Origin of the sequence: Streptomyces sp. NPDC058257, assembly GCF_042881845.1 — a bacterium.
GTDB lineage: Bacteria > Actinomycetota > Actinomycetes > Streptomycetales > Streptomycetaceae > Streptomyces.
The window spans coordinates 173,702-190,647 of sequence record NZ_JBHVXJ010000010.1 but is presented as its reverse complement, the minus strand read 5'-3'; the positions used below and the strand labels follow the sequence as shown (position 1 = coordinate 190,647).

General features: G+C 70.1%; 18 protein-coding genes. 11 read left to right on the top strand and 7 right to left on the bottom strand.

What is annotated here, in order from left to right:
- Positions 1–160: 160 nt before the first annotated feature.
- From ACFVXC_RS24305 to ACFVXC_RS24280, 6 genes are all read left to right on the top strand, one after another.
- Positions 161–1,615 carry an MFS transporter gene (locus ACFVXC_RS24305; protein WP_389908423.1) on the top strand — a complete coding sequence of 485 codons (1,455 nt, stop codon included), beginning with the start codon at positions 161–163 and terminating at the stop codon, positions 1,613–1,615.
- Between the two features lie 32 nt (positions 1,616–1,647).
- Positions 1,648–1,845: a hypothetical protein gene (locus ACFVXC_RS24300; protein WP_389908420.1), complete on the top strand. Its 198-nt coding sequence runs from the start codon at positions 1,648–1,650 to the stop codon at positions 1,843–1,845.
- A complete protein-coding gene (locus ACFVXC_RS24295) occupies positions 1,845–2,213 on the top strand; it encodes a type II toxin-antitoxin system death-on-curing family toxin (RefSeq protein WP_389908417.1) in 369 nt (122 codons plus the stop codon). Before ACFVXC_RS24300 ends, ACFVXC_RS24295 begins: the two co-directional genes overlap by 1 nt.
- A gap of 182 nt (positions 2,214–2,395) precedes the next feature.
- Entirely contained in the window at positions 2,396–4,195 is a 1,800-nt protein-coding gene (locus ACFVXC_RS24290; RefSeq protein WP_389908415.1) for a DEAD/DEAH box helicase, read from the top strand.
- Between the two features lie 315 nt (positions 4,196–4,510).
- Complete coding sequence (locus ACFVXC_RS24285; protein ID WP_389908412.1) at positions 4,511–5,152, top strand: IclR family transcriptional regulator; 642 nt, start codon at positions 4,511–4,513, stop codon at positions 5,150–5,152.
- Between the two features lie 101 nt (positions 5,153–5,253).
- Positions 5,254–6,060, top strand: coding sequence for a S16 family serine protease (locus tag ACFVXC_RS24280; RefSeq protein ID WP_389908409.1), 807 nt, complete (start codon positions 5,254–5,256; stop codon positions 6,058–6,060).
- 42 nt (positions 6,061–6,102) lie between these two features.
- Here ACFVXC_RS24280 and ACFVXC_RS24275 read toward each other — a convergent pair whose 3' ends face one another.
- The 5 genes from ACFVXC_RS24275 to ACFVXC_RS24255 all read right to left on the bottom strand — a co-directional run bounded on the left by ACFVXC_RS24275 (position 6,103) and on the right by ACFVXC_RS24255 (position 10,549).
- Complete coding sequence (locus ACFVXC_RS24275; RefSeq protein ID WP_389908406.1) at positions 6,103–7,071, bottom strand: glycine betaine ABC transporter substrate-binding protein; 969 nt, start codon at positions 7,069–7,071, stop codon at positions 6,103–6,105.
- 2 nt (positions 7,072–7,073) lie between these two features.
- The gene (locus ACFVXC_RS24270; protein WP_389908403.1) at positions 7,074–7,988 is read right to left on the bottom strand and encodes an ABC transporter permease; all 915 of its coding nucleotides are present in this window, start codon (positions 7,986–7,988) and stop codon (positions 7,074–7,076) included.
- The gene (locus ACFVXC_RS24265; protein WP_389908704.1) at positions 7,985–9,193 is read right to left on the bottom strand and encodes a betaine/proline/choline family ABC transporter ATP-binding protein; all 1,209 of its coding nucleotides are present in this window, start codon (positions 9,191–9,193) and stop codon (positions 7,985–7,987) included. The genes ACFVXC_RS24270 and ACFVXC_RS24265 overlap by 4 nt, the downstream gene beginning before the upstream one ends.
- A gap of 76 nt (positions 9,194–9,269) precedes the next feature.
- Positions 9,270–9,917: an ABC transporter permease gene (locus ACFVXC_RS24260; RefSeq protein ID WP_389908702.1), complete on the bottom strand. Its 648-nt coding sequence runs from the start codon at positions 9,915–9,917 to the stop codon at positions 9,270–9,272.
- A gap of 161 nt (positions 9,918–10,078) precedes the next feature.
- Positions 10,079–10,549 carry an Lrp/AsnC family transcriptional regulator gene (locus ACFVXC_RS24255; protein WP_389908400.1) on the bottom strand — a complete coding sequence of 157 codons (471 nt, stop codon included), beginning with the start codon at positions 10,547–10,549 and terminating at the stop codon, positions 10,079–10,081.
- Between the two features lie 133 nt (positions 10,550–10,682).
- Between ACFVXC_RS24255 and hppD the strand changes: the two genes are divergently transcribed.
- From hppD to ACFVXC_RS24235, 4 genes are read left to right on the top strand one after another with little or no spacing between them, the layout of a single operon-like run.
- Positions 10,683–11,843, top strand: coding sequence for a 4-hydroxyphenylpyruvate dioxygenase (hppD, locus tag ACFVXC_RS24250; protein ID WP_389908397.1), 1,161 nt, complete (start codon positions 10,683–10,685; stop codon positions 11,841–11,843).
- Positions 11,844–11,885: 42 nt separating this feature from the next.
- On the top strand, positions 11,886–12,167 hold the full coding sequence (locus tag ACFVXC_RS24245) for a hypothetical protein (RefSeq protein WP_389908394.1): 282 nt from the start codon (positions 11,886–11,888) through the stop codon (positions 12,165–12,167).
- Complete coding sequence (locus tag ACFVXC_RS24240; protein WP_389908391.1) at positions 12,160–12,459, top strand: SH3-like domain-containing protein; 300 nt, start codon at positions 12,160–12,162, stop codon at positions 12,457–12,459. Before ACFVXC_RS24245 ends, ACFVXC_RS24240 begins: the two co-directional genes overlap by 8 nt.
- Positions 12,459–13,046 (top strand): nitrile hydratase subunit alpha, encoded by a 588-nt coding sequence (locus ACFVXC_RS24235; RefSeq protein ID WP_389908388.1) that lies wholly within the window; start codon positions 12,459–12,461, stop codon positions 13,044–13,046. The genes ACFVXC_RS24240 and ACFVXC_RS24235 overlap by 1 nt, the downstream gene beginning before the upstream one ends.
- 143 nt (positions 13,047–13,189) lie before the next feature.
- Here ACFVXC_RS24235 and ACFVXC_RS24230 read toward each other — a convergent pair whose 3' ends face one another.
- Entirely contained in the window at positions 13,190–14,767 is a 1,578-nt protein-coding gene (locus ACFVXC_RS24230) for a tetratricopeptide repeat protein (RefSeq protein WP_389908385.1), read from the bottom strand.
- 98 nt (positions 14,768–14,865) lie between these two features.
- Between ACFVXC_RS24230 and ACFVXC_RS24225 the strand changes: the two genes are divergently transcribed.
- On the top strand, positions 14,866–16,254 hold the full coding sequence (locus tag ACFVXC_RS24225; protein ID WP_389908382.1) for an FAD-binding oxidoreductase: 1,389 nt from the start codon (positions 14,866–14,868) through the stop codon (positions 16,252–16,254).
- Positions 16,255–16,275: 21 nt separating this feature from the next.
- Here ACFVXC_RS24225 and ACFVXC_RS24220 read toward each other — a convergent pair whose 3' ends face one another.
- A complete protein-coding gene (locus ACFVXC_RS24220) occupies positions 16,276–16,755 on the bottom strand; it encodes an SsgA family sporulation/cell division regulator (protein ID WP_389908380.1) in 480 nt (159 codons plus the stop codon).
- Positions 16,756–16,946: the final 191 nt, after the last annotated feature.

Here is a 16,946-nt window from a genome sequence, read left to right as displayed (position 1 = left end):
GAGCGCCCCGGAGCGCCCCGGACCGACCCGGAGCGACCCGGACCGACCCGGACCGACCCGGACCGACCCGGAGCGAGCCAGGGACGTACGACCAAGGGACCAGAGGGCCACCGACCCCAGACAGGGGTCAAAGCCCCCCACGCCCCTTACGCTGGCCAGCATGAGCGCCCTGGAACCACGCGACGCCGAAGTCGCCGCCGCCCCCATAGTCCCGCCGTCCGAGCTCCAGGGCGGAATCCTGCGCGCCCCCTACCGCGCGCTCAGTCTCGGCATCGTCTCCGTGGTCCTGCTCATCGCCTTCGAGGCGACCGCCGTCGGTACCGCGATGCCGGTGGCCGCCCGTGAGCTGAACGGCGTCTCGCTCTACGCCTTCGGTTTCTCCGCGTACTTCACGACGAGCCTCTTCGGCATGGTGCTCTCCGGGCAGTGGGCCGACCGGCGCGGGCCGCTTGGCCCGCTGGCCACCGGCATCGGCGGCTTCGCGGCGGGCCTGGTCCTGTCCGGAACCGCCCAGACCATGTGGATGTTCATCCTCGGCCGTGCCGTGCAGGGTCTCGGCGGCGGTCTCGTCATCGTCGCGCTGTACGTCGTCGTCAGCCGGGCCTACCCGGAGCACCTGCGTCCGTCCATCCTGGCGGCGTTCGCGGCCAGCTGGGTGGTGCCGTCCGTGGTCGGGCCGCTTGTCTCCGGGACGGTCACCGAGCAGCTCGGCTGGCGCTGGGTCTTCCTCGGGATCCCGGTGCTCGTCGCGGCGCCGCTCGCGCTCGCCCTGCCGCAGATCCGGCGCCGGGCCGCCGGGCCCGTCGACTCCGACGCGTCCGCCGGGCCCTTCGACCGCCGCCGCATCCGGCTCGCGCTCGGGATCTCGCTGGGCGCCGGGCTCCTCCAGTACGCGGGTCAGGACCTGCGCTGGCTCTCGCTGCTGCCCGCTGTCCTCGGCGCCGCCGTCCTCGTGCCGGCCGTCCTCGGTCTGCTGCCGCGCGGCACGTACCGGGCCGCCCACGGCCTGCCCTCCGTGGTGCTGCTTCGCGGCATCGCCGCCGGATCGTTCATCGCCGCCGAGTCCTTCGTGCCGCTGATGCTCGTCACCCAGCGCGGGCTCTCGCCGACCATGGCGGGGCTCTCGCTCGCCGTGGGCGGTGCGACCTGGGCGTTCGGGTCGTTCGTACAGTCGCGGCCGGGCATGGAGCCGTACCGGACCCGGCTCATGGTCGTCGGGATGCTCCTGGTCGCCGCCGCCATCGCTACCGCGCCCACGGTCCTGATCGACGCCGTCCCGGTGTGGATCGTGGCGGTGGCCTGGGCTTTCGGCTGCCTCGGCATGGGCACGGTCATCGGGTCCACCAGCGTCCTGCTCCTTCGCCTCTCGCCGCCGAAGGACGCGGGGGCCAACTCCGCCGCCCTCCAGATTTCGGACGGCCTGTCCAACGCCCTGCTCCTGGCCGCCGGCGGCGCCGCCTTCGCCGCACTCGGCGGCGGCATGGTGGACGCGCACGGCTCCACCGGGGCGGGCGGCTCGCATCCCGGGGCCTTCGTCGCCGTGTTCCTGCCGATGGCGGCGGTCGCGCTGGTGGGGGCTTGGGTGGGGACGCGGCTGCGGGCGGAATCGCGGTGACACCACGTGGTACCGCGCGGTACCGTTGACGTATGGCTGCACTGAACCTGCGATTTACGGACGAGGAGCTCGACGCCCTGCGAGAGCGCGCGGCGGCAGAGGGGAGCAGCATGCAGGCGTTCGCGCACGACGCGGTGATCGCCGCCATAAACGAACACGCGCGGCTCTTCAACGAGGCCGCCGACCACGTGCTGAAGGCGAGCACGGAACTGAACCGCAGGCTCGCCTGATGCACTACCTCACGCTGCCCGAGTTGCTGAACCTCGCTAAGCGGCTCGGGGCGGACGAGGTGCGCGACTACGGTCTCCTTGACTCGACCCTGGCGCGCCCCCAGTCGAGCGTATTTGGGCAGGACGCCTACCCGGACGTATGGGAGAAGGCCGGGGCGTTGATGGAGTCGCTGGCCCGCAACCGTGCCCTTGTCGACGGCAACAAGCGCATCGCCTGGTACGCGACCTGGGTCTTCCTGCACATGAATGGGCACCCCCTTGACGCGGACTTCGACGTGGACGAGGCCGAGAGGTTCGTGCTTGACGTCTGCCAGGGCGCCCTGGACGTCCCGAAGATCGCTGCCCAGTTGCCGCGCTTCGCACGCTGACTCGGTCTGCCCTGTGACCTGAGTCCCACCCATGGGTGCCCCGGCGTCGTCCACGGGTTGACGCCGACGTGCCACCGGTAGGGTGGCCCGGTTGTCGTACGTACCCGAGCTGCCCGCCCGTCACCCACCGCCACCCTGCTCGACGCGCTGCGCGCGGCCCCTACCTCTTCAAACCGGAGACCGTGACTACCACCGCCGCCAACTCCGCCTCCTCCCACCACCTCTCTCCCGCCTTCCCCGGCCGCGCCCCCTGGGGTACCGCCAACAAGCTGCGCGCCTGGCAGCAAGGGGCGATGGAGCGGTATCTCCAGGAGCAGCCGCGTGACTTCCTCGCCGTCGCGACACCCGGCGCAGGCAAGACGACGTTCGCGCTGACGCTCGCCTCCTGGCTGCTGCACCACCACGTCGTGCAGCAGGTGACGGTGGTCGCGCCGACCGAGCATCTGAAGAAGCAGTGGGCGGAGGCCGCGGCCAAGATAGGGATCAAGCTGGATCCCGAGTACAGCGCGGGGCCGCTCAGCAAGGAGTACCAGGGCGTCGCCATCACGTACGCCGGTGTCGGCGTGCGGCCCATGCTGCACCGCAACCGCGTCGAGCAGCGCAAGACCCTGGTGATCCTCGACGAGATCCACCACGCCGGTGACTCGAAGTCGTGGGGCGAGGCCTGCCTCGAAGCCTTCGAGCCCGCCACCCGGCGCCTCGCGCTCACCGGCACGCCCTTCCGGTCCGACACCAACCCGATCCCCTTCGTCGCGTACGAGGAGGGGAACGACGGCATCCGGCGGTCCGCCGCCGACTACACGTACGGATACGGGAGCGCGCTCGGCGACGGCGTCGTCCGTCCCGTCATCTTCCTCTCCTACTCCGGCAACATGCGGTGGCGGACGAAGGCCGGTGACGAGATCGCGGCGCGGCTCGGCGAGCCGATGACCAAGGACGCCATCTCGCAGGCCTGGCGGACGGCCCTGGACGCGCGCGGCGAGTGGATGCCGAACGTCCTCAAGGCCGCCGACCAGCGGCTGACCGAGGTCAGGAAGGCGATTCCGGACGCCGGTGGCCTCGTCATCGCCTCCGACCAGGACTCCGCGCGCTCCTACGCCAAGCTGATCCGCGAGCTCACCGGGGAGAAGGCCACCGTCGTCCTCTCCGACGACACGGGCGCCTCGAAGCGGATCGACGACTTCACCGCGAGCAACGACCGGTGGATGGTCGCGGTCCGGATGGTCTCCGAGGGCGTCGACGTGCCCCGCCTCGCGGTGGGTGTGTACGCGACCACCATCTCGACGCCGCTCTTCTTCGCCCAGGCCGTGGGCCGTTTCGTACGTTCCCGGCGGCGCGGCGAGACCGCGTCGGTCTTCCTGCCCACCGTCCCCGACCTCCTCGGCCACGCCAACGAGATGGAGGTCGAGCGCGATCATGTGCTCGACAAGCCGAAGAAGGAGGGGGAAGAGGACCCCTACGCCGAGTCCGAGAAGGAGATGGACGAGGCGAACAAGGAGGAGGACGAGGACACCGGCGAGCAGGAGCAGTTCTCCTTCGAGGCGCTTGAGTCCGATGCCGTCTTCGACCGGGTTCTCTTCGACGGCGCCGAGTTCGGGATGCAGGCGCACCCCGGGAGCGAGGAGGAGCAGGACTATCTGGGCATCCCCGGGCTCCTGGAACCCGACCAGGTGCAGATGCTGCTGCAGAAGCGGCAGGCCCGGCAGATCGCGCACAGCAAGAAGCGGCCCGACGACGAGGCCGACCTGCTCGAACTGCCCGCCGAGCGGCGGCCCGTGGTCTCCCACAAGGAGATGCTCGAACTGCGCAAGCAGCTCAACACGATGGTCGGCGCGTACTCCCACCAGAGCGGGAAGCCGCACGGCGTGATCCACACCGAGCTGCGCCGCACGTGCGGCGGCCCGCCCAGCGCGGAGGCCACCGCCGGGCAGTTGCGGCAGCGGATCGCGAAGGTCGGGGAGTGGGCCACCCGCATGAAGTAGGGCGGGCCGGTCCACTCCCTGGAGCGGACGGGTGCGTTCCGTGTGCGGGAATCGTGCATGCGTCCGCCTGGCGTGCACCGCGTATAGGGGCATTGCGCCCCTAACAGCGCCTCTCGTGACCGGATTCTGGACGGAGTCTTCCGCTGAGCGGGACGGCCTCGCTAATGTCCCCGAAACGTACACGCCCCGTGGCAGCGCCGCCGCGGAGCGCAGCCGGAGTTCCGACCGGCGGCCTCTGACGCGCGTCGCCCACGGGACCGGCGACGCAACCGCCGCGTAAAGGGGCCGTCGACCCTCACCTAAGGAGTGGGCGTCGTGACCGCGGAGACTTCCCAGACGCTCGACCGAGGACTGCGCGTCCTCAAACTGTTGGCCGACACCGATCACGGGCTCACCGTCACCGAGCTTTCGAACAAGCTCGGTGTGAACCGCACCGTGGTGTACCGCCTCCTGGCCACGCTGGAGCAGCACGCGCTGGTCCGCCGTGACCTGGGCGGCCGTGCCCGCGTCGGACTCGGGGTGCTGCGGCTCGGCCGCCAGGTGCATCCGCTGGTGCGGGAGGCCGCGCTGCCCGCGCTGCGCTCCCTCGCCGAGGACATAGGGGCGACCGCGCACCTGACCCTCGTCGACGGCACCGAGGCACTCGCCGTCGCCGTCGTCGAGCCCACCTGGACGGATTACCACGTGGCCTACCGCACCGGCTTCCGGCACCCCCTGGACCGGGGCGCCGCGGGCCGGGCGATCCTCGCCGCACGGCAGGGGCTCGCCACCGATCCGGGGTACGCGCTCACGCACGGGGAACTGGAGGCGGGCGCGAGCGGAGCCGCGGCGCCGCTGGTCGGCGTGACCGGCGTGGAGGGGAGCGTCGGCGTCGTCATGCTGGCGGACTCCGTGCCGGAGCGGGTGGGGCCGCGGGTGGTGGACGCGGCACGGGAAGTGGCCGACGCGTTGAGGTGAGGCGGAGGCCCCTGTGGCATACCGTCGATCACCGGCTCCGCCGAGTTCGTCCTCGGACGCCGGACGGGCTCGTCCGTCCGACCGCACGTTAGATTGATCCCGTGTTCTCCCTCTCTCGTCTCACGCGCCCCAAGGTCATCGCCGTCTGTGCCGTCCCCGTGGTCGCCCTGTTCGCGGTCGCGGCCCTGGCGCCGCTGCCGTTCGCCGTGGCCCAGCCGGGGTCGACGGCGAACGTGCTCGGCACGAGCGAGGGCAAGCGGGTCATCTCGATCACCGGCGCGCCCACCCGCGAGACGAGCGGGCAGCTGCGGATGACGACGATCGTGGCCACGGGGCCCGATATGGACGTGAGCCTGAGCGACGTGGTGGACGGCTGGTTCCGTACGGACCGTGCCGTGATGCCCAAGGACTCGGTGTACCCCACGGGCAACAACGTGAAGGAAGTCGAGAAGCACAACCTCGGCGACATGAAGAAGTCGCAGGACACGGCCACGAAGGCCGCGCTCTCCTACCTCGACGCGAACGGCGTGGACGGCACCGGCAAGGTGAAGGTGAAGGTCGACCTCGGCAAGGTCGGAGGCCCGAGCGCGGGCCTCTTCCTCTCGCTCGGCATCATCGACCTGATCGACGGCAACGGCAGCGGCGGGGACCTGACGGGCGGCCGGAAGATCGCGGGCACCGGCACGATCGCCGACGACGGCGAGGTCGGCCCGGTCGGCGGTGTCTCGATGAAGACCCAGGCCGCGAAGCGGGACGGGGCGACGGTCTTCCTGGTCCCCGAGGACGAGTGCTCGGACGCCAAGGCGGAGCTGCCGAAGGGGCTGCGGCTGATTCCGATCACGACACTGAAGGGCACGGTTGACGCGCTGCGTTCCCTGGAGCGGGGCGGAAAGGTTCCGAGCTGCTGACCAGGCGAAGCCCCAACCCGGCCAGGGTCCAGCCCAGTTGAGTCACTCCTTGACGAACCCCTCCTTCACCAGCCACTCCTTGGCCACCTCATGCGGGTCCTGGCCGTCCACATCCACCTTGGAGTTCAGCTCCTGGGCCACCGTGTTGTCCAGCTTCTTCGTGATGGGGTCCAGGACCTTCTCGATCTCCGGATGCTCCTTCAGGGCCTTGCTGTTGATCTCCGGGGCGGCGTTGTAGTTGGGGAAGAAGTGCTTGTCGTCCTCCATCACCGACAGGTCCATCGCCTTGATGCGGCCGTCTGTGGTGAAGACCTCGCCGAACACGCACGACCCCTTGGAGACCTGGGTGTAGATGATCCCGGTGTCCATCTTGGTGATGCCGGAGTTGGGGATCTTCATCCCGTACGCCTTCTGCATGCCGGGCAGCCCGTCCTCCCGCGAGGAGAACTCGCTCTCCACGCACAGCGTGACCGCCTTCGGGTCCGACTTCGACAGGGACGCCACGTCGGAGAGCGTCTTCGGCTTGTACTTGGCCTCGTTCTTCTTGTTGACGGCAAGCGCGTAGGTGTTGTTGAGCTCGGCGGGCGGCAGCCAGGTGACGCCGTTCTTCGCGTCCGCCTCGCGCACCGCCTCCCACTGCTTGCGGGGGTCGTCGATGGGCTCGGAGTTGCCGAGGTACGTGATCCAGGCGGTGCCCGTGTACTCGTACATGGCGTCCGCGTCACCGCCCTTGACGGCCTCGCGGGCGCCGATCGAACCCTGGATGCCCGTCCGGTCGAGGACATCCGCGCCGGCCGCCTCGAAGGCGATGCCCATGATCGCGCCGAGGACCAGCTGCTCGGTGAACTCCTTGGACGCGACGGTGAGGTCGACGCCCTTCAGGGGCAGCCCCTTGCCGACCGTGCCCGGCTTGACGTCGTCCACCATCGGGCTGCCGCTGGTGAGGCCGCAGCTCACCAGGAGGGCCCCGCCCACGGCACCGACGGCCGCCGTACGCAACGTCATCCTCATCCTCATCCTTCCAGTCCGCGCGGACGCAGGACCAGCTCGGCCAGCGAGGCCAGCCAGTCCACGAGCAGCGCGAGCGCGATCGTCAGGATCGAGCCGAGCATGAGCACCGGCATCCGCTGGTTGGTGATCCCGGTGGTGATGAGGTCGCCGAGCCCGCCGCCACCGCCGAACGTGGCGAGCGTCGCCGTGCCGACGTTCAGGACGAGCGCGGTGCGCACACCCGCCAGGATCAGCGGTACGGCCAGCGGGAGTTCGACCTTGCCGAGGACTCCCCATGCCGACATGCCGATGCCGCGCGCGGCTTCGAGCAGGGTCGGGTCGTTGGCGTTCAGGCCCGCGATCGTGTTGGAGAGGACCGGCAGGACGGCGTAGATGATGATGCCGATCAGGGCCGCCTTCTCGCCGATGCCGATCCAGATCACCAGGAGGGCGAGGAGGCCGATCGCCGGTGTCGCCTGGCCGATGTTGGCCAGGGCCATCGCGAAGGGCGCCCCCTTGCGGAGCTTCTTGCGGGTCAGCAGGATGCCGAGCGGGATCGCGATGATCAGCACGAAGAAGGTGGAGATCACCGTCAGCTGGATGTGCTGGCGGAGCCTGAGCCAGACGTTGCCGTCCGCCAGGGCGTTCGTGGAGATCGAGTCCAGGTCGGCCTGCCTGAACCACCACCAGGTGAGCAGCAGGAGCACGATCAGGAACGCGGGCAGGACGGCCAGCTTCTGCCACCCGATCCGCCGCCGCGCCCGGCCCGTGGCCGACGCCGAGGGCGGCGGCGGGGCCTCCTGCTCGGCAGCCTCGCCCGTGTCGCGGAAGGGGTGGCCCTTGACCTCGTGCTCGCCGTCGGGCCGCGGGTCGGGCCCGCCGCCGGGCGACGGCGTGTGCTCGGGGATCCGGGGGTCGCTCCCGGGGGCGCCGCTCATGCCTGCGCCGCCCCTCCGTCGCCCTCCTGCTCGTGGTGGGTCACCAGGGAACGCTGTTCCTGCAGTTCGTGCTGGTGCTCCACGGCGTCGAGCCGGTCGGCCTCCAGCATCTCGTGGACGGAGTTCATAAGGGTCTGCATGTCCACAACCCCGGTGAACTCGCCGCGCCGCCCGGTGACCGCGACCCGCCCCGCGTTGTCCGTGAGGACCGCTTCGAGGGCGTCGCGCAGGGTGGCGTCGCGGGTGACCGTGTCGTGGACGAGGGTGCCCGCGCGGGCCAGCGAACCCTCGGCGCGCATCAGATCGCCGCGCCGCAGCCACTTGTAGGGGCGGCGGCGCTTGTCGAGCAGCAGCAGTTCGTTCGTGCCGCTGTCGCGCAGCTTGTCGAAGATGTCCTGGAGCGGGTCGTCGACGGTCACCGTCGCGAAGTCGGCGATCTCCACATCGCGTACGCGAGTGAGGTTGAGCCGCTTGAGGGCCGCGCCCGCGCCCACGAAACCGGAGACGAAGTCGTCGGCGGGGTTGGTGAGGATGGCTTCCGGGGTGTCGAACTGCGCGATGTGCGAGCGCTCCCTGAGCACGGCGATGCGGTCGCCGAGCTTGATGGCCTCGTCGAAGTCGTGCGTGACGAAGACGATCGTCTTGTGCAGCTCGTGCTGGAGCCGGATCAGTTCGTCCTGGAGGTGGTCGCGGGTGATCGGGTCCACCGCGCCGAACGGTTCGTCCATCAGGAGGACGGGCGGATCGGCGGCCAACGCCCTCGCGACCCCCACGCGCTGCTGCTGACCGCCGGAGAGCTGGCGCGGATAGCGGCCGTGGAACTCGGCCGGGTCGAGCCCGACGAGGTCGAGCATCTCCTCGACCCGATTCTTGATCTTCGACTTCCCCCAGCCGATCATCTTCGGCACGAGGGCGATGTTCTGGGCGACCGTCATGTGCGGGAAAAGCCCGGACGACTGGATCGCGTACCCGATCTTGCGGCGCAGCTTGACCGGGTCCATGTCGGTGACGTCCTCGCCGCCGATGCGGATGCGGCCGCTGGTCGGCTCGATGAGCCGGTTGATCATCTTCAGCGTGGTCGACTTACCGCAGCCCGACGGGCCGACGAGGATGACGATCTCGCCCGCCTTGATCTCCATGCTGACGCTGTCCACCGCGGGGTCGCTGGTGCCCGCGTACCGCTTGGTGAGGTTCTCGAGCTCGATCGTCGCGCCCGTGGTGTCGTTCGGGGCCGCCGCACCCGCGGCCGTCGCCCCGTCGTCGGTGTTGGTCGCGGTGGTCTCAGACACGGATACCCCTCGAAATGGTCAGGCGGCCGATCAGTACGTACGCGGCGTCGAAGAGCAGCGCCAGGATGATGATGCCGAGCGTGCCCGCGAGCACCTGGTTGAGCGCGTTCTTGCTGCCGAGCGAGCCGATGCCGCGGAAGATCTCGTTGCCGAGGCCGGGGCCCGACGCGTACGCGGCGATGGCCGCGATGCCCATCAGCATCTGCGTGGAGACGCGGATGCCGGTCAGGATCGGCGGCCAGGCGAGCGGCAGCTCGACCCTGACGAGGCGGGCGGCACGCGACATGCCGATGCCCTTCGCCGCGTCGACCAGGGAGGGGTCGACGCCGCGCAGGCCGACGATGGCGTTGCGCACGATGGGGAGCAGGCCGTAGAGGGTCAGTGCGATGACCGTCGGGGCGACGCCGAGGCCGACGACGGGGATCAGCAGACCGATCATGGCGAGCGACGGGATGGTCAGGATGGTGGAGGTCGCGGTCGTGGCCAGGTTGCCCGCCCAGTCGCTGCGGTACGTGAGGACGCCGATCAGTACGCCGATGACGGTCGCCACGACCATGCACTGGAATACCGCACTGGCGTGCTGGTACGCGTCCGTCAGCAACTGCTGGTGGCGGTTGCCGAGGTAGTCCCAGAAGTTCACTGAACTGCTCACCTCGCCCAGGCGCGGTTCAGACGGCGCCGGGAATCTCCCGGTGCCCGCGTGCCGCGTACGTCGTGGGGGCGTACCGCGCTGTGTCCGTTCGGCTGTTCGCTGTCTCTCTTCGGCTGTTGCCCGGCCGTTCGTTCTCTTGTCTACCCGCGTCAGGTGTCTTCTGACGCCTGTTCGACCAGCGGGATGATCCGCAGCGGAACAGGGTTCTCCATGACGATCGCCGTGGAAGCCCGGACGATGCCATCAAAACCCAGGACCCGGTCGATCACACGTTGGAGATCCGCGTTCGAACGGGCGACCAGACGGCAGAGCATGTCTCCGTGGCCGGTGATGGTGTGCAGTTCGAGGACCTCGGCGACGGTGGCCAAATGCGCCCGTACGTCGGCGCCCTGGCCCTGTTTGATCTCCAGCGTGGCGAAGGCGGTGACGGGGTAGCCCAGGGCGGCGGGGTCGACCTCGGGGCCGAAGCCGCGGATGACTCCGTTCGACTGAAGACGGTCCATCCGGGCCTGCACGGTCCCGCGCGCGACGCCGAGCCGGCGCGACGCCTCCAGGACGCCGATGCGGGGTTCGCGGGCGAGCAGCACGATGAGCCTGCCGTCCAGATGATCGATCGTCATGGCGCGTTCTTCTCCGCTCATCGGGTGGTCATCATGTACAGATAGCCCGCTGATGATGGCCCACCACTGGGCAGATTGCCCACTGAATACGCCAACTATTGCGCACCTTGCGATACGGCGGGAGCCTGCGGACATGGCGACTACCGCGAACACCCAGCACACGGCCACCACCCCCCACACCGCGCGCGAGGCCGATCCCTTCCCGGTCAAGGGAATGGACGCGGTCGTCTTCGCCGTGGGCAACGCCAAGCAGGCGGCGCACTACTACTCCACGGCCTTCGGCATGAAACTCGTGGCGTACTCGGGCCCGGAGACGGGCAGCCGCGAGACCGCGTCGTACGTGCTCACGAACGGCGGCGCCCGCTTCGTCCTGACCTCCGTCATCAAGGCCTCGACGGACTGGGGCCACTTCATCGAGGGCCATGTCGCCGAGCACGGCGACGGCGTCGTCGACCTCGCGATCGAGGTGCCGGACGCGCGCGCCGCGTACGAGTACGCCGTCGAACACGGTGCCCGCGGGATCACCGAGCCCTACGAGGTCAAGGACGACAACGGCACGGTCGTCCTCGCCGCCATCGCGACGTACGGCAAGACCCGCCACACGCTCGTCGACCGCACCGGCTACGAAGGCCCCTACCTGCCCGGCTACTCCGCCGCGTCCCCGATCGTCGAGCCGCCCGCCAAGCGCACCTTCCAGGCGATCGACCACTGCGTCGGCAACGTCGAGCTCGGCAAGATGAACGAGTGGGTCGCCTTCTACAACAAGGTCATGGGCTTCACGAACATGAAGGAGTTCGTGGGCGACGACATCGCCACGGAGTACAGCGCGCTGATGTCGAAGGTGGTCGCGGACGGCACCCTCAAGGTGAAGTTCCCCATCAACGAGCCGGCCATCGCCAAGAAGAAGTCCCAGATCGACGAGTACCTGGAGTTCTACGGCGGCGCGGGCGTCCAGCACATCGCGCTCGCCACGAACGACATCGTGGAGTCCGTACGCACCATGCGCGCGGCCGGCGTCCAGTTCCTCGACACGCCGGACTCGTACTACGACACGCTGGGGGAGTGGGCGGGCGAGACGCGCGTCCCCGTCGACATCCTGCGCGAGCTGAAGATCCTGGTCGACCGCGACGAGGACGGCTACCTGCTCCAGATCTTCACCAAGCCGGTCCAGGACCGCCCGACGGTCTTCTTCGAGATGATCGAGCGGCACGGCTCGATGGGCTTCGGCAAGGGCAACTTCAAGGCCCTGTTCCAGGCGATCGAGCGGGAGCAGGAGAAGCGGGGCAACCTCTAGGACCCTGGGACCCCGGCGCCCGTCGCTGGCTAGAGTGCGGGCATGGCCAGGATCAATGACGTCGGCGGGATGACGGGCTTCGGGCCCGTCGACACCACCGACGACACGGAGCCCTTCCACGCGGACTGGGAGGCGCGGGTGTTCGCGCTCAACAGCGCCCTGGTGCGTGAAGGCGTCTACAACCTCGACGAGTTCAGGGACGCGGTGGAGACGATGCCGCCGGGGGAGTACCTGGCGGCGTCGTACTACGAGCGGTGGTTCCACGCGATCCGGGTGCTGCTGGTGCGCAAGGGCGTGGTGGCGGAGGGGGAGCTGGATGTCTGACGACCGGTTCGCTCCGGGCGCCCGCGTCCGCACCGTCCACCACGACCCGACCCACCACACCCGCCTGCCGCGCTATGCCCGGGGCAAGCGGGGCGTGGTGCTCGAACCCGAGGGGCGGCACGCGCTGGCGGACGTCAGCTCGCGGGGGCGGGGGGACGCGCCGGTGGAGCAGGTGTACGCGGTGCGGTTCGCCGCGCGGGAGCTGTGGGGCGAGGGGGACCACGGGGTGGTCCTTGACCTGTGGGAGAGCTACTTGGAACCGGAGTCGGCACTGGAATCGGGGGCCAACTGATGTCCGGTACGCACTCGGATGCGACGATCTCCCGCCAAGTGCGGGAGTTGGAAGCCCTGTTGGAGGAGCGGGGGATCGTTGCCGGGGCCGCTCTGGACGAGGCCCTCGACGCGTTCCTCGCCGGGTCGTCCCCGTTGAACGGGGCGCGGATCGTGGCACGGGCCTGGACGGACCCGGAGTTCAAGGAGCGCCTGCTCGCGGACGGCACGTCCGCGGTGGCGGAGCTGGGTTACGCGGCGGGCGGCGTCCAGCCACAGCGCCTGCGGGTGGTGGAGAACACCGACCACACCCACAACGTGGTCGTCTGCACGCTCTGCTCCTGCTATCCGGTGCGGCTGCTCGGGCCTTCTCCCAGCTGGTACAAGAGCGAGGCGTATCGGTCGCGGGTGGTGCGGGAACCGAGGGCGGTGTTGGCGGAGTTCGGCCTCGTGCTGCCCCCCGAAACGGGGATCACGGTCTGGGACTCCAGCGCGGAGACCCGCTACATGGTCCTGCCTCTGCGGCCTGCGTCCGCTGACTCCCTCACGGAGCCTGCCCTCACCGGCCTGATCACCCGCAACGCGTTGATCGGCACGGCGCGCCTGTAGCGGACGTGTGCGTGTCGTCCGTCTGCGGTTGGTGGGCGGCTGTTTCCTGTCCCCGTAGCCCTGTGATGCGGGGTGATCGGGTGGGTGGGTGGGAGGCATCCGGCGCGCAGCGCCGGGACAGGCCCCTGGGTGAAGAGGTGGGGTCAGCTCTGCTGGGTTGGCCTAGGGGTAGGGGCAGAGGCAGCGGGCCTCGGGGGTGCTGCCGCCGGAGGGGGTGCGGGGGCGTACATCTGGTCCGGGCCGCCGTCCGGAGGGTCGCCCAGGGACTCCATGGCGTCCCTGGCCTCCGGGGCGAGGAGAGGGGAGAAGTGGGGGTTCAGGCGCAGCGCCTCACCGATGTGCCGCCGCGCGGCCCCGTACCTGCCCAGCTCCCGCTCGATCTCACCCCGGTGATACGCGAACACCGCACTCCGCGGCCCCTTGTCCGTGGCCCGCGTCGCCAGTTTCAGGGCCTCCTCGTCCTCACCGGCCCGGTGCAGCGCCCAGCCCAACGCGTCCGCCACCTCCGGACTCCCATGGCGCTTGAACTCCGCCCGCAGCCGGTCCACCGCCTCGTCCGCGTCCCCGTGGTCCGCCTCGAAGAGGCCGAGGATCCGTTCGTCGTTGACGCCGTTGACCCCCTCCTGCTTCACCCGGGCCCGCAACACGTCGTACTGCGCCCGTGCGGCCGGCGTCAGGCGCAGCGACTCGTACAACTCGCCAAGGGCCAGGGCGTACTCCGGTGCGGGCTGCCTGGCCAGCGCGTTCTGATAGGAACGCAGTGCCTCCGACGTACGGCCGAGAGCCGCGAGCGCCCGGCCCTTCCCGGCGAGGGAGGGGTGGTGGTCCGGGTCCGAGGCCAGTGCCGCGTCGTAGTAGCGCAGGGCCTCCGACGGCTCGCCCCGCTCCCAGGCGAGCTCGCCCTCCAGGTACAGGCAGGCCGCCTTCTGCGCGGGCCCCTCCGCCAGCGCCGCCGCGTCCATCAGCGCCACGGCCGCGTTCTCGCGCCAGCCGCGGTCCCGGTAGACCTGCCCGGAGCGCGCCATCACGGAGGTGGCGTCCGAGTTCAGCTCCTGAAGTGATTCCAGGGCCTTGTCCGCGCCCTTCGCGTCGCCAAGGCCGCTGTACGCGTCGATCAGCGAGGGATACGCCGACCAGCTCTTCGGCGCGAGGGCGACCGCGCTCCGGGCCCACTTCTTCGCCCCGCGGAAGTCGTGCCGCGCGTTCGCGAGCACCGCCATGCCCGTCAGCGCCCGCGCGTTCCCCTGCGGCCGCGTCTTCAGGGACGTACGCAACGCCTGCTCGGCCCTGGGGTAGTACGCGGAGTCCGCGGTCCGCTGACCCCGCTCGACGTAGGCGGCCCCGAGCACCGCCCACGACTCGTCGTCACCGGGATTCTTGCGCAGGTGCGCCTCGCGCTCCCCGATCAGGACCGTGAGGTCGGGCAGCGCCGCCGGAGCCCCGGCACCCGCCGCCGCCATCGCCCGCCCGGCCGGACCGAGAGCGGGCGGCGCCGCCTCCCCGCCCCCGTCGGGCCGCAGCACCAGTACGCCGCCGAGCACCACGCACCCGGCGACGGAGCCGATCAGCGCCCGCCGCACGAGAGGGGAGCGGCGCGAGCCGCGTGGCGACTCGCTCCGGACGGCGGGCGTGGACGCGGGTGACGGCCGCTGATCCTTCTCGTCCTTCTCGTCCTTCCCGTCCCTCTCGGTCACGGGCTCGGACCGGCTCTCGATCTCCATGGCGCTCACTGTGCGTCAATACGAAGAGCACATCCCGGCATGCGGACCGGCGTCGCACACGGGTTCACACCGATGGCCCCGGGTGCGAGGCTGTGATCATGAGCCGCACACTCATCGAACTCCTCATCGAGGGCCACGAGGGCCAGGACGGCCTTCCCGCCGAGGCCGTCCTCACGGACCCCGACATCACGTCCTCCTACGCGAACGACATGGCGAGCTTCTGCGACGCGGGCACCCCGGCCGTCGTCGTCCTGCCGCGCACCGTCGAGCAGGTCCAGCACGTCATGCGCACGGCGACCGAGCTGCGGATCCCGGTGGTGCCGCAGGGCGCCCGCACGGGCCTCTCGGGCGGCGCGAACGCCAGCGAGGGCTGCATCGTGCTGTCCCTGGTCAAGATGGACCGCATCCTGGAGATCAGCCCCGTCGACCGGATCGCGGTCGTCGAACCCGGCGTCGTCAACGCCACGCTCTCCCGCGCGGTGAACGAACACGGTCTCTACTACCCGCCGGACCCGTCCAGTTGGGAGACCTGCACCATCGGCGGGAACATCGGCACCGCCTCCGGCGGCCTGTGCTGCGTGAAGTACGGGGTGACGGCGGAGTACGTCCTTGGGCTCGACGTCGTTCTCGCCGACGGGCGGCTCATGAGCACCGGACGGCGCACGGCCAAGGGCGTCGCCGGTTACGACCTCACACGCCTCTTCGTCGGCTCCGAGGGCAGCCTGGGCATCGTCGTCCGCGCGACCCTCGCCCTGAAGCCGCAACCGCCCCAACAGCTCGTGCTCGCCGCCGAGTTCGGTTCGGCCAAGGCCGCGTGCGACGCCGTATGCAAGATCATGGAAGGGGGGCACGTCCCCTCACTCCTTGAACTGATGGACCGTACGACCATCAGGGCCGTGAACGCGCTGGCCAACATGGGACTCCCGGAGACCACCGAAGCGCTGCTGCTCGCCGCCTTCGACACCCCGGACCCGGCCGCCGACCTCGCGGCCGTCGGCGCCCTCTGCGAGGCCGCGGGTGCCACTCAGGTGGTCCCTGCCGAGGACGCGGCCGAGTCCGAACTACTGCTCCAGGCGCGGCGGTTGTCGCTCACCGCGCTCGAAGCCGTCAAGGGCACGACGATGATCGACGACGTGTGCGTGCCGCGCTCGAAGCTCGCCGACATGCTCGAAGGCGTCGACCGCATCGCCGATAAGTACGGCCTCACGATCGGGGTCTGCGCGCACGCGGGCGACGGCAACACCCACCCCACCGTCTGCTTCGACGCGGCCGACCTCGACGAGGGCCGCCGCGCCCGCGAGTCCTTCGACGAGATCATGGCCCTGGGCCTGGAACTCGGCGGCACGATCACCGGCGAGCACGGCGTGGGCGTCCTCAAGAAGGAGTGGCTCGCCCGCGAGATCGGCCCGGTGGGCGTGGAGGTGCAGCGCTCCATCAAGGCCGCCTTCGACCCGCTCTGTCTCCTCAACCCCGGCAAGCTGTTCTGATCCCGGTCCTCACGCGTCAGCTCACTCACCGTCCGTGGACTCGTCCGAGGGCCAGGGGTCGCGCAGCCACAGCTCGTCGACACGGCCCGTGGTCGGTGTGAGCAGCTCGGCGAGGCCGTCGTCGATGCCGAGCCGCTCCGCCTCAGAGCCCGGAGGGACCACCCGCAGCGTGCGCTCGAGCCAGGCGGACACGGCGGGGGCCGGTGCCTCCAGGAGGGCGTCACCGTCGGGTGAACTCAGCGCCATCAGAACGACACTGCGCCCGTCGACCTTGGTGGGCCAGACCCGGACGTCGCCGTGCCCGCAGGGCCTGAAGACTCCCTCGACCAGGAGTTCGCGGGCGAACGTCCAGTTCACGGGATGATCGGAGCCGATGTGGAAGGCGATGTGGACGGCGTAGGGATCTTCGGTGCGGTAGGTGAGGCGGGCCGGAACGGGGATGGCGCGTTCCGGCGAGAGGACGAGTTTGAGCTCAAGCTCGCGTTCCACCACGGTGTGCATGTCGGTGCTGTTCCTTCCTTGTCCAGGGCCCTGGAGCGGGTCCGTGCAAGGAGAGAGCGCGGCGGGGGCGGAGCGTTACGCGGGTTTCGGAAACTTTCTCCGTACGAGGTCGAACTGTGCCCGGAAAGTGGTCTGTGGGGCAGGACTCGCACAGGGGGACGCACAGGTCTGATAGATGTGGAGCCTCAAAA

Excerpts from the sequence above, each read along its gene's own strand:
- ACFVXC_RS24295 (WP_389908417.1), top strand. The coding sequence starts at position 1,845 with ATGCACTACCTCACGCTGCCCGAGTTGCTGAACCTCGCTAAGCGGCTC.
- ACFVXC_RS24230 (WP_389908385.1), bottom strand. The coding sequence starts at position 14,767 with ATGGAGATCGAGAGCCGGTCCGAGCCCGTGACCGAGAGGGACGGGAAG.
- ACFVXC_RS24240 (WP_389908391.1), top strand. The coding sequence starts at position 12,160 with ATGTCTGACGACCGGTTCGCTCCGGGCGCCCGCGTCCGCACCGTCCAC.
- ACFVXC_RS24270 (WP_389908403.1), bottom strand. The coding sequence starts at position 7,988 with ATGAGCGGCGCCCCCGGGAGCGACCCCCGGATCCCCGAGCACACGCCG.
- ACFVXC_RS24300 (WP_389908420.1), top strand. The coding sequence starts at position 1,648 with ATGGCTGCACTGAACCTGCGATTTACGGACGAGGAGCTCGACGCCCTG.
- ACFVXC_RS24225 (WP_389908382.1), top strand. The coding sequence starts at position 14,866 with ATGAGCCGCACACTCATCGAACTCCTCATCGAGGGCCACGAGGGCCAG.
- ACFVXC_RS24245 (WP_389908394.1), top strand. The coding sequence starts at position 11,886 with ATGGCCAGGATCAATGACGTCGGCGGGATGACGGGCTTCGGGCCCGTC.
- ACFVXC_RS24235 (WP_389908388.1), top strand. The coding sequence starts at position 12,459 with ATGTCCGGTACGCACTCGGATGCGACGATCTCCCGCCAAGTGCGGGAG.
- hppD (WP_389908397.1), top strand. The coding sequence starts at position 10,683 with ATGGCGACTACCGCGAACACCCAGCACACGGCCACCACCCCCCACACC.
- ACFVXC_RS24220 (WP_389908380.1), bottom strand. The coding sequence starts at position 16,755 with ATGCACACCGTGGTGGAACGCGAGCTTGAGCTCAAACTCGTCCTCTCG.
- ACFVXC_RS24305 (WP_389908423.1), top strand. The coding sequence starts at position 161 with ATGAGCGCCCTGGAACCACGCGACGCCGAAGTCGCCGCCGCCCCCATA.
- ACFVXC_RS24275 (WP_389908406.1), bottom strand. The coding sequence starts at position 7,071 with ATGAGGATGACGTTGCGTACGGCGGCCGTCGGTGCCGTGGGCGGGGCC.
- ACFVXC_RS24255 (WP_389908400.1), bottom strand. The coding sequence starts at position 10,549 with ATGACGATCGATCATCTGGACGGCAGGCTCATCGTGCTGCTCGCCCGC.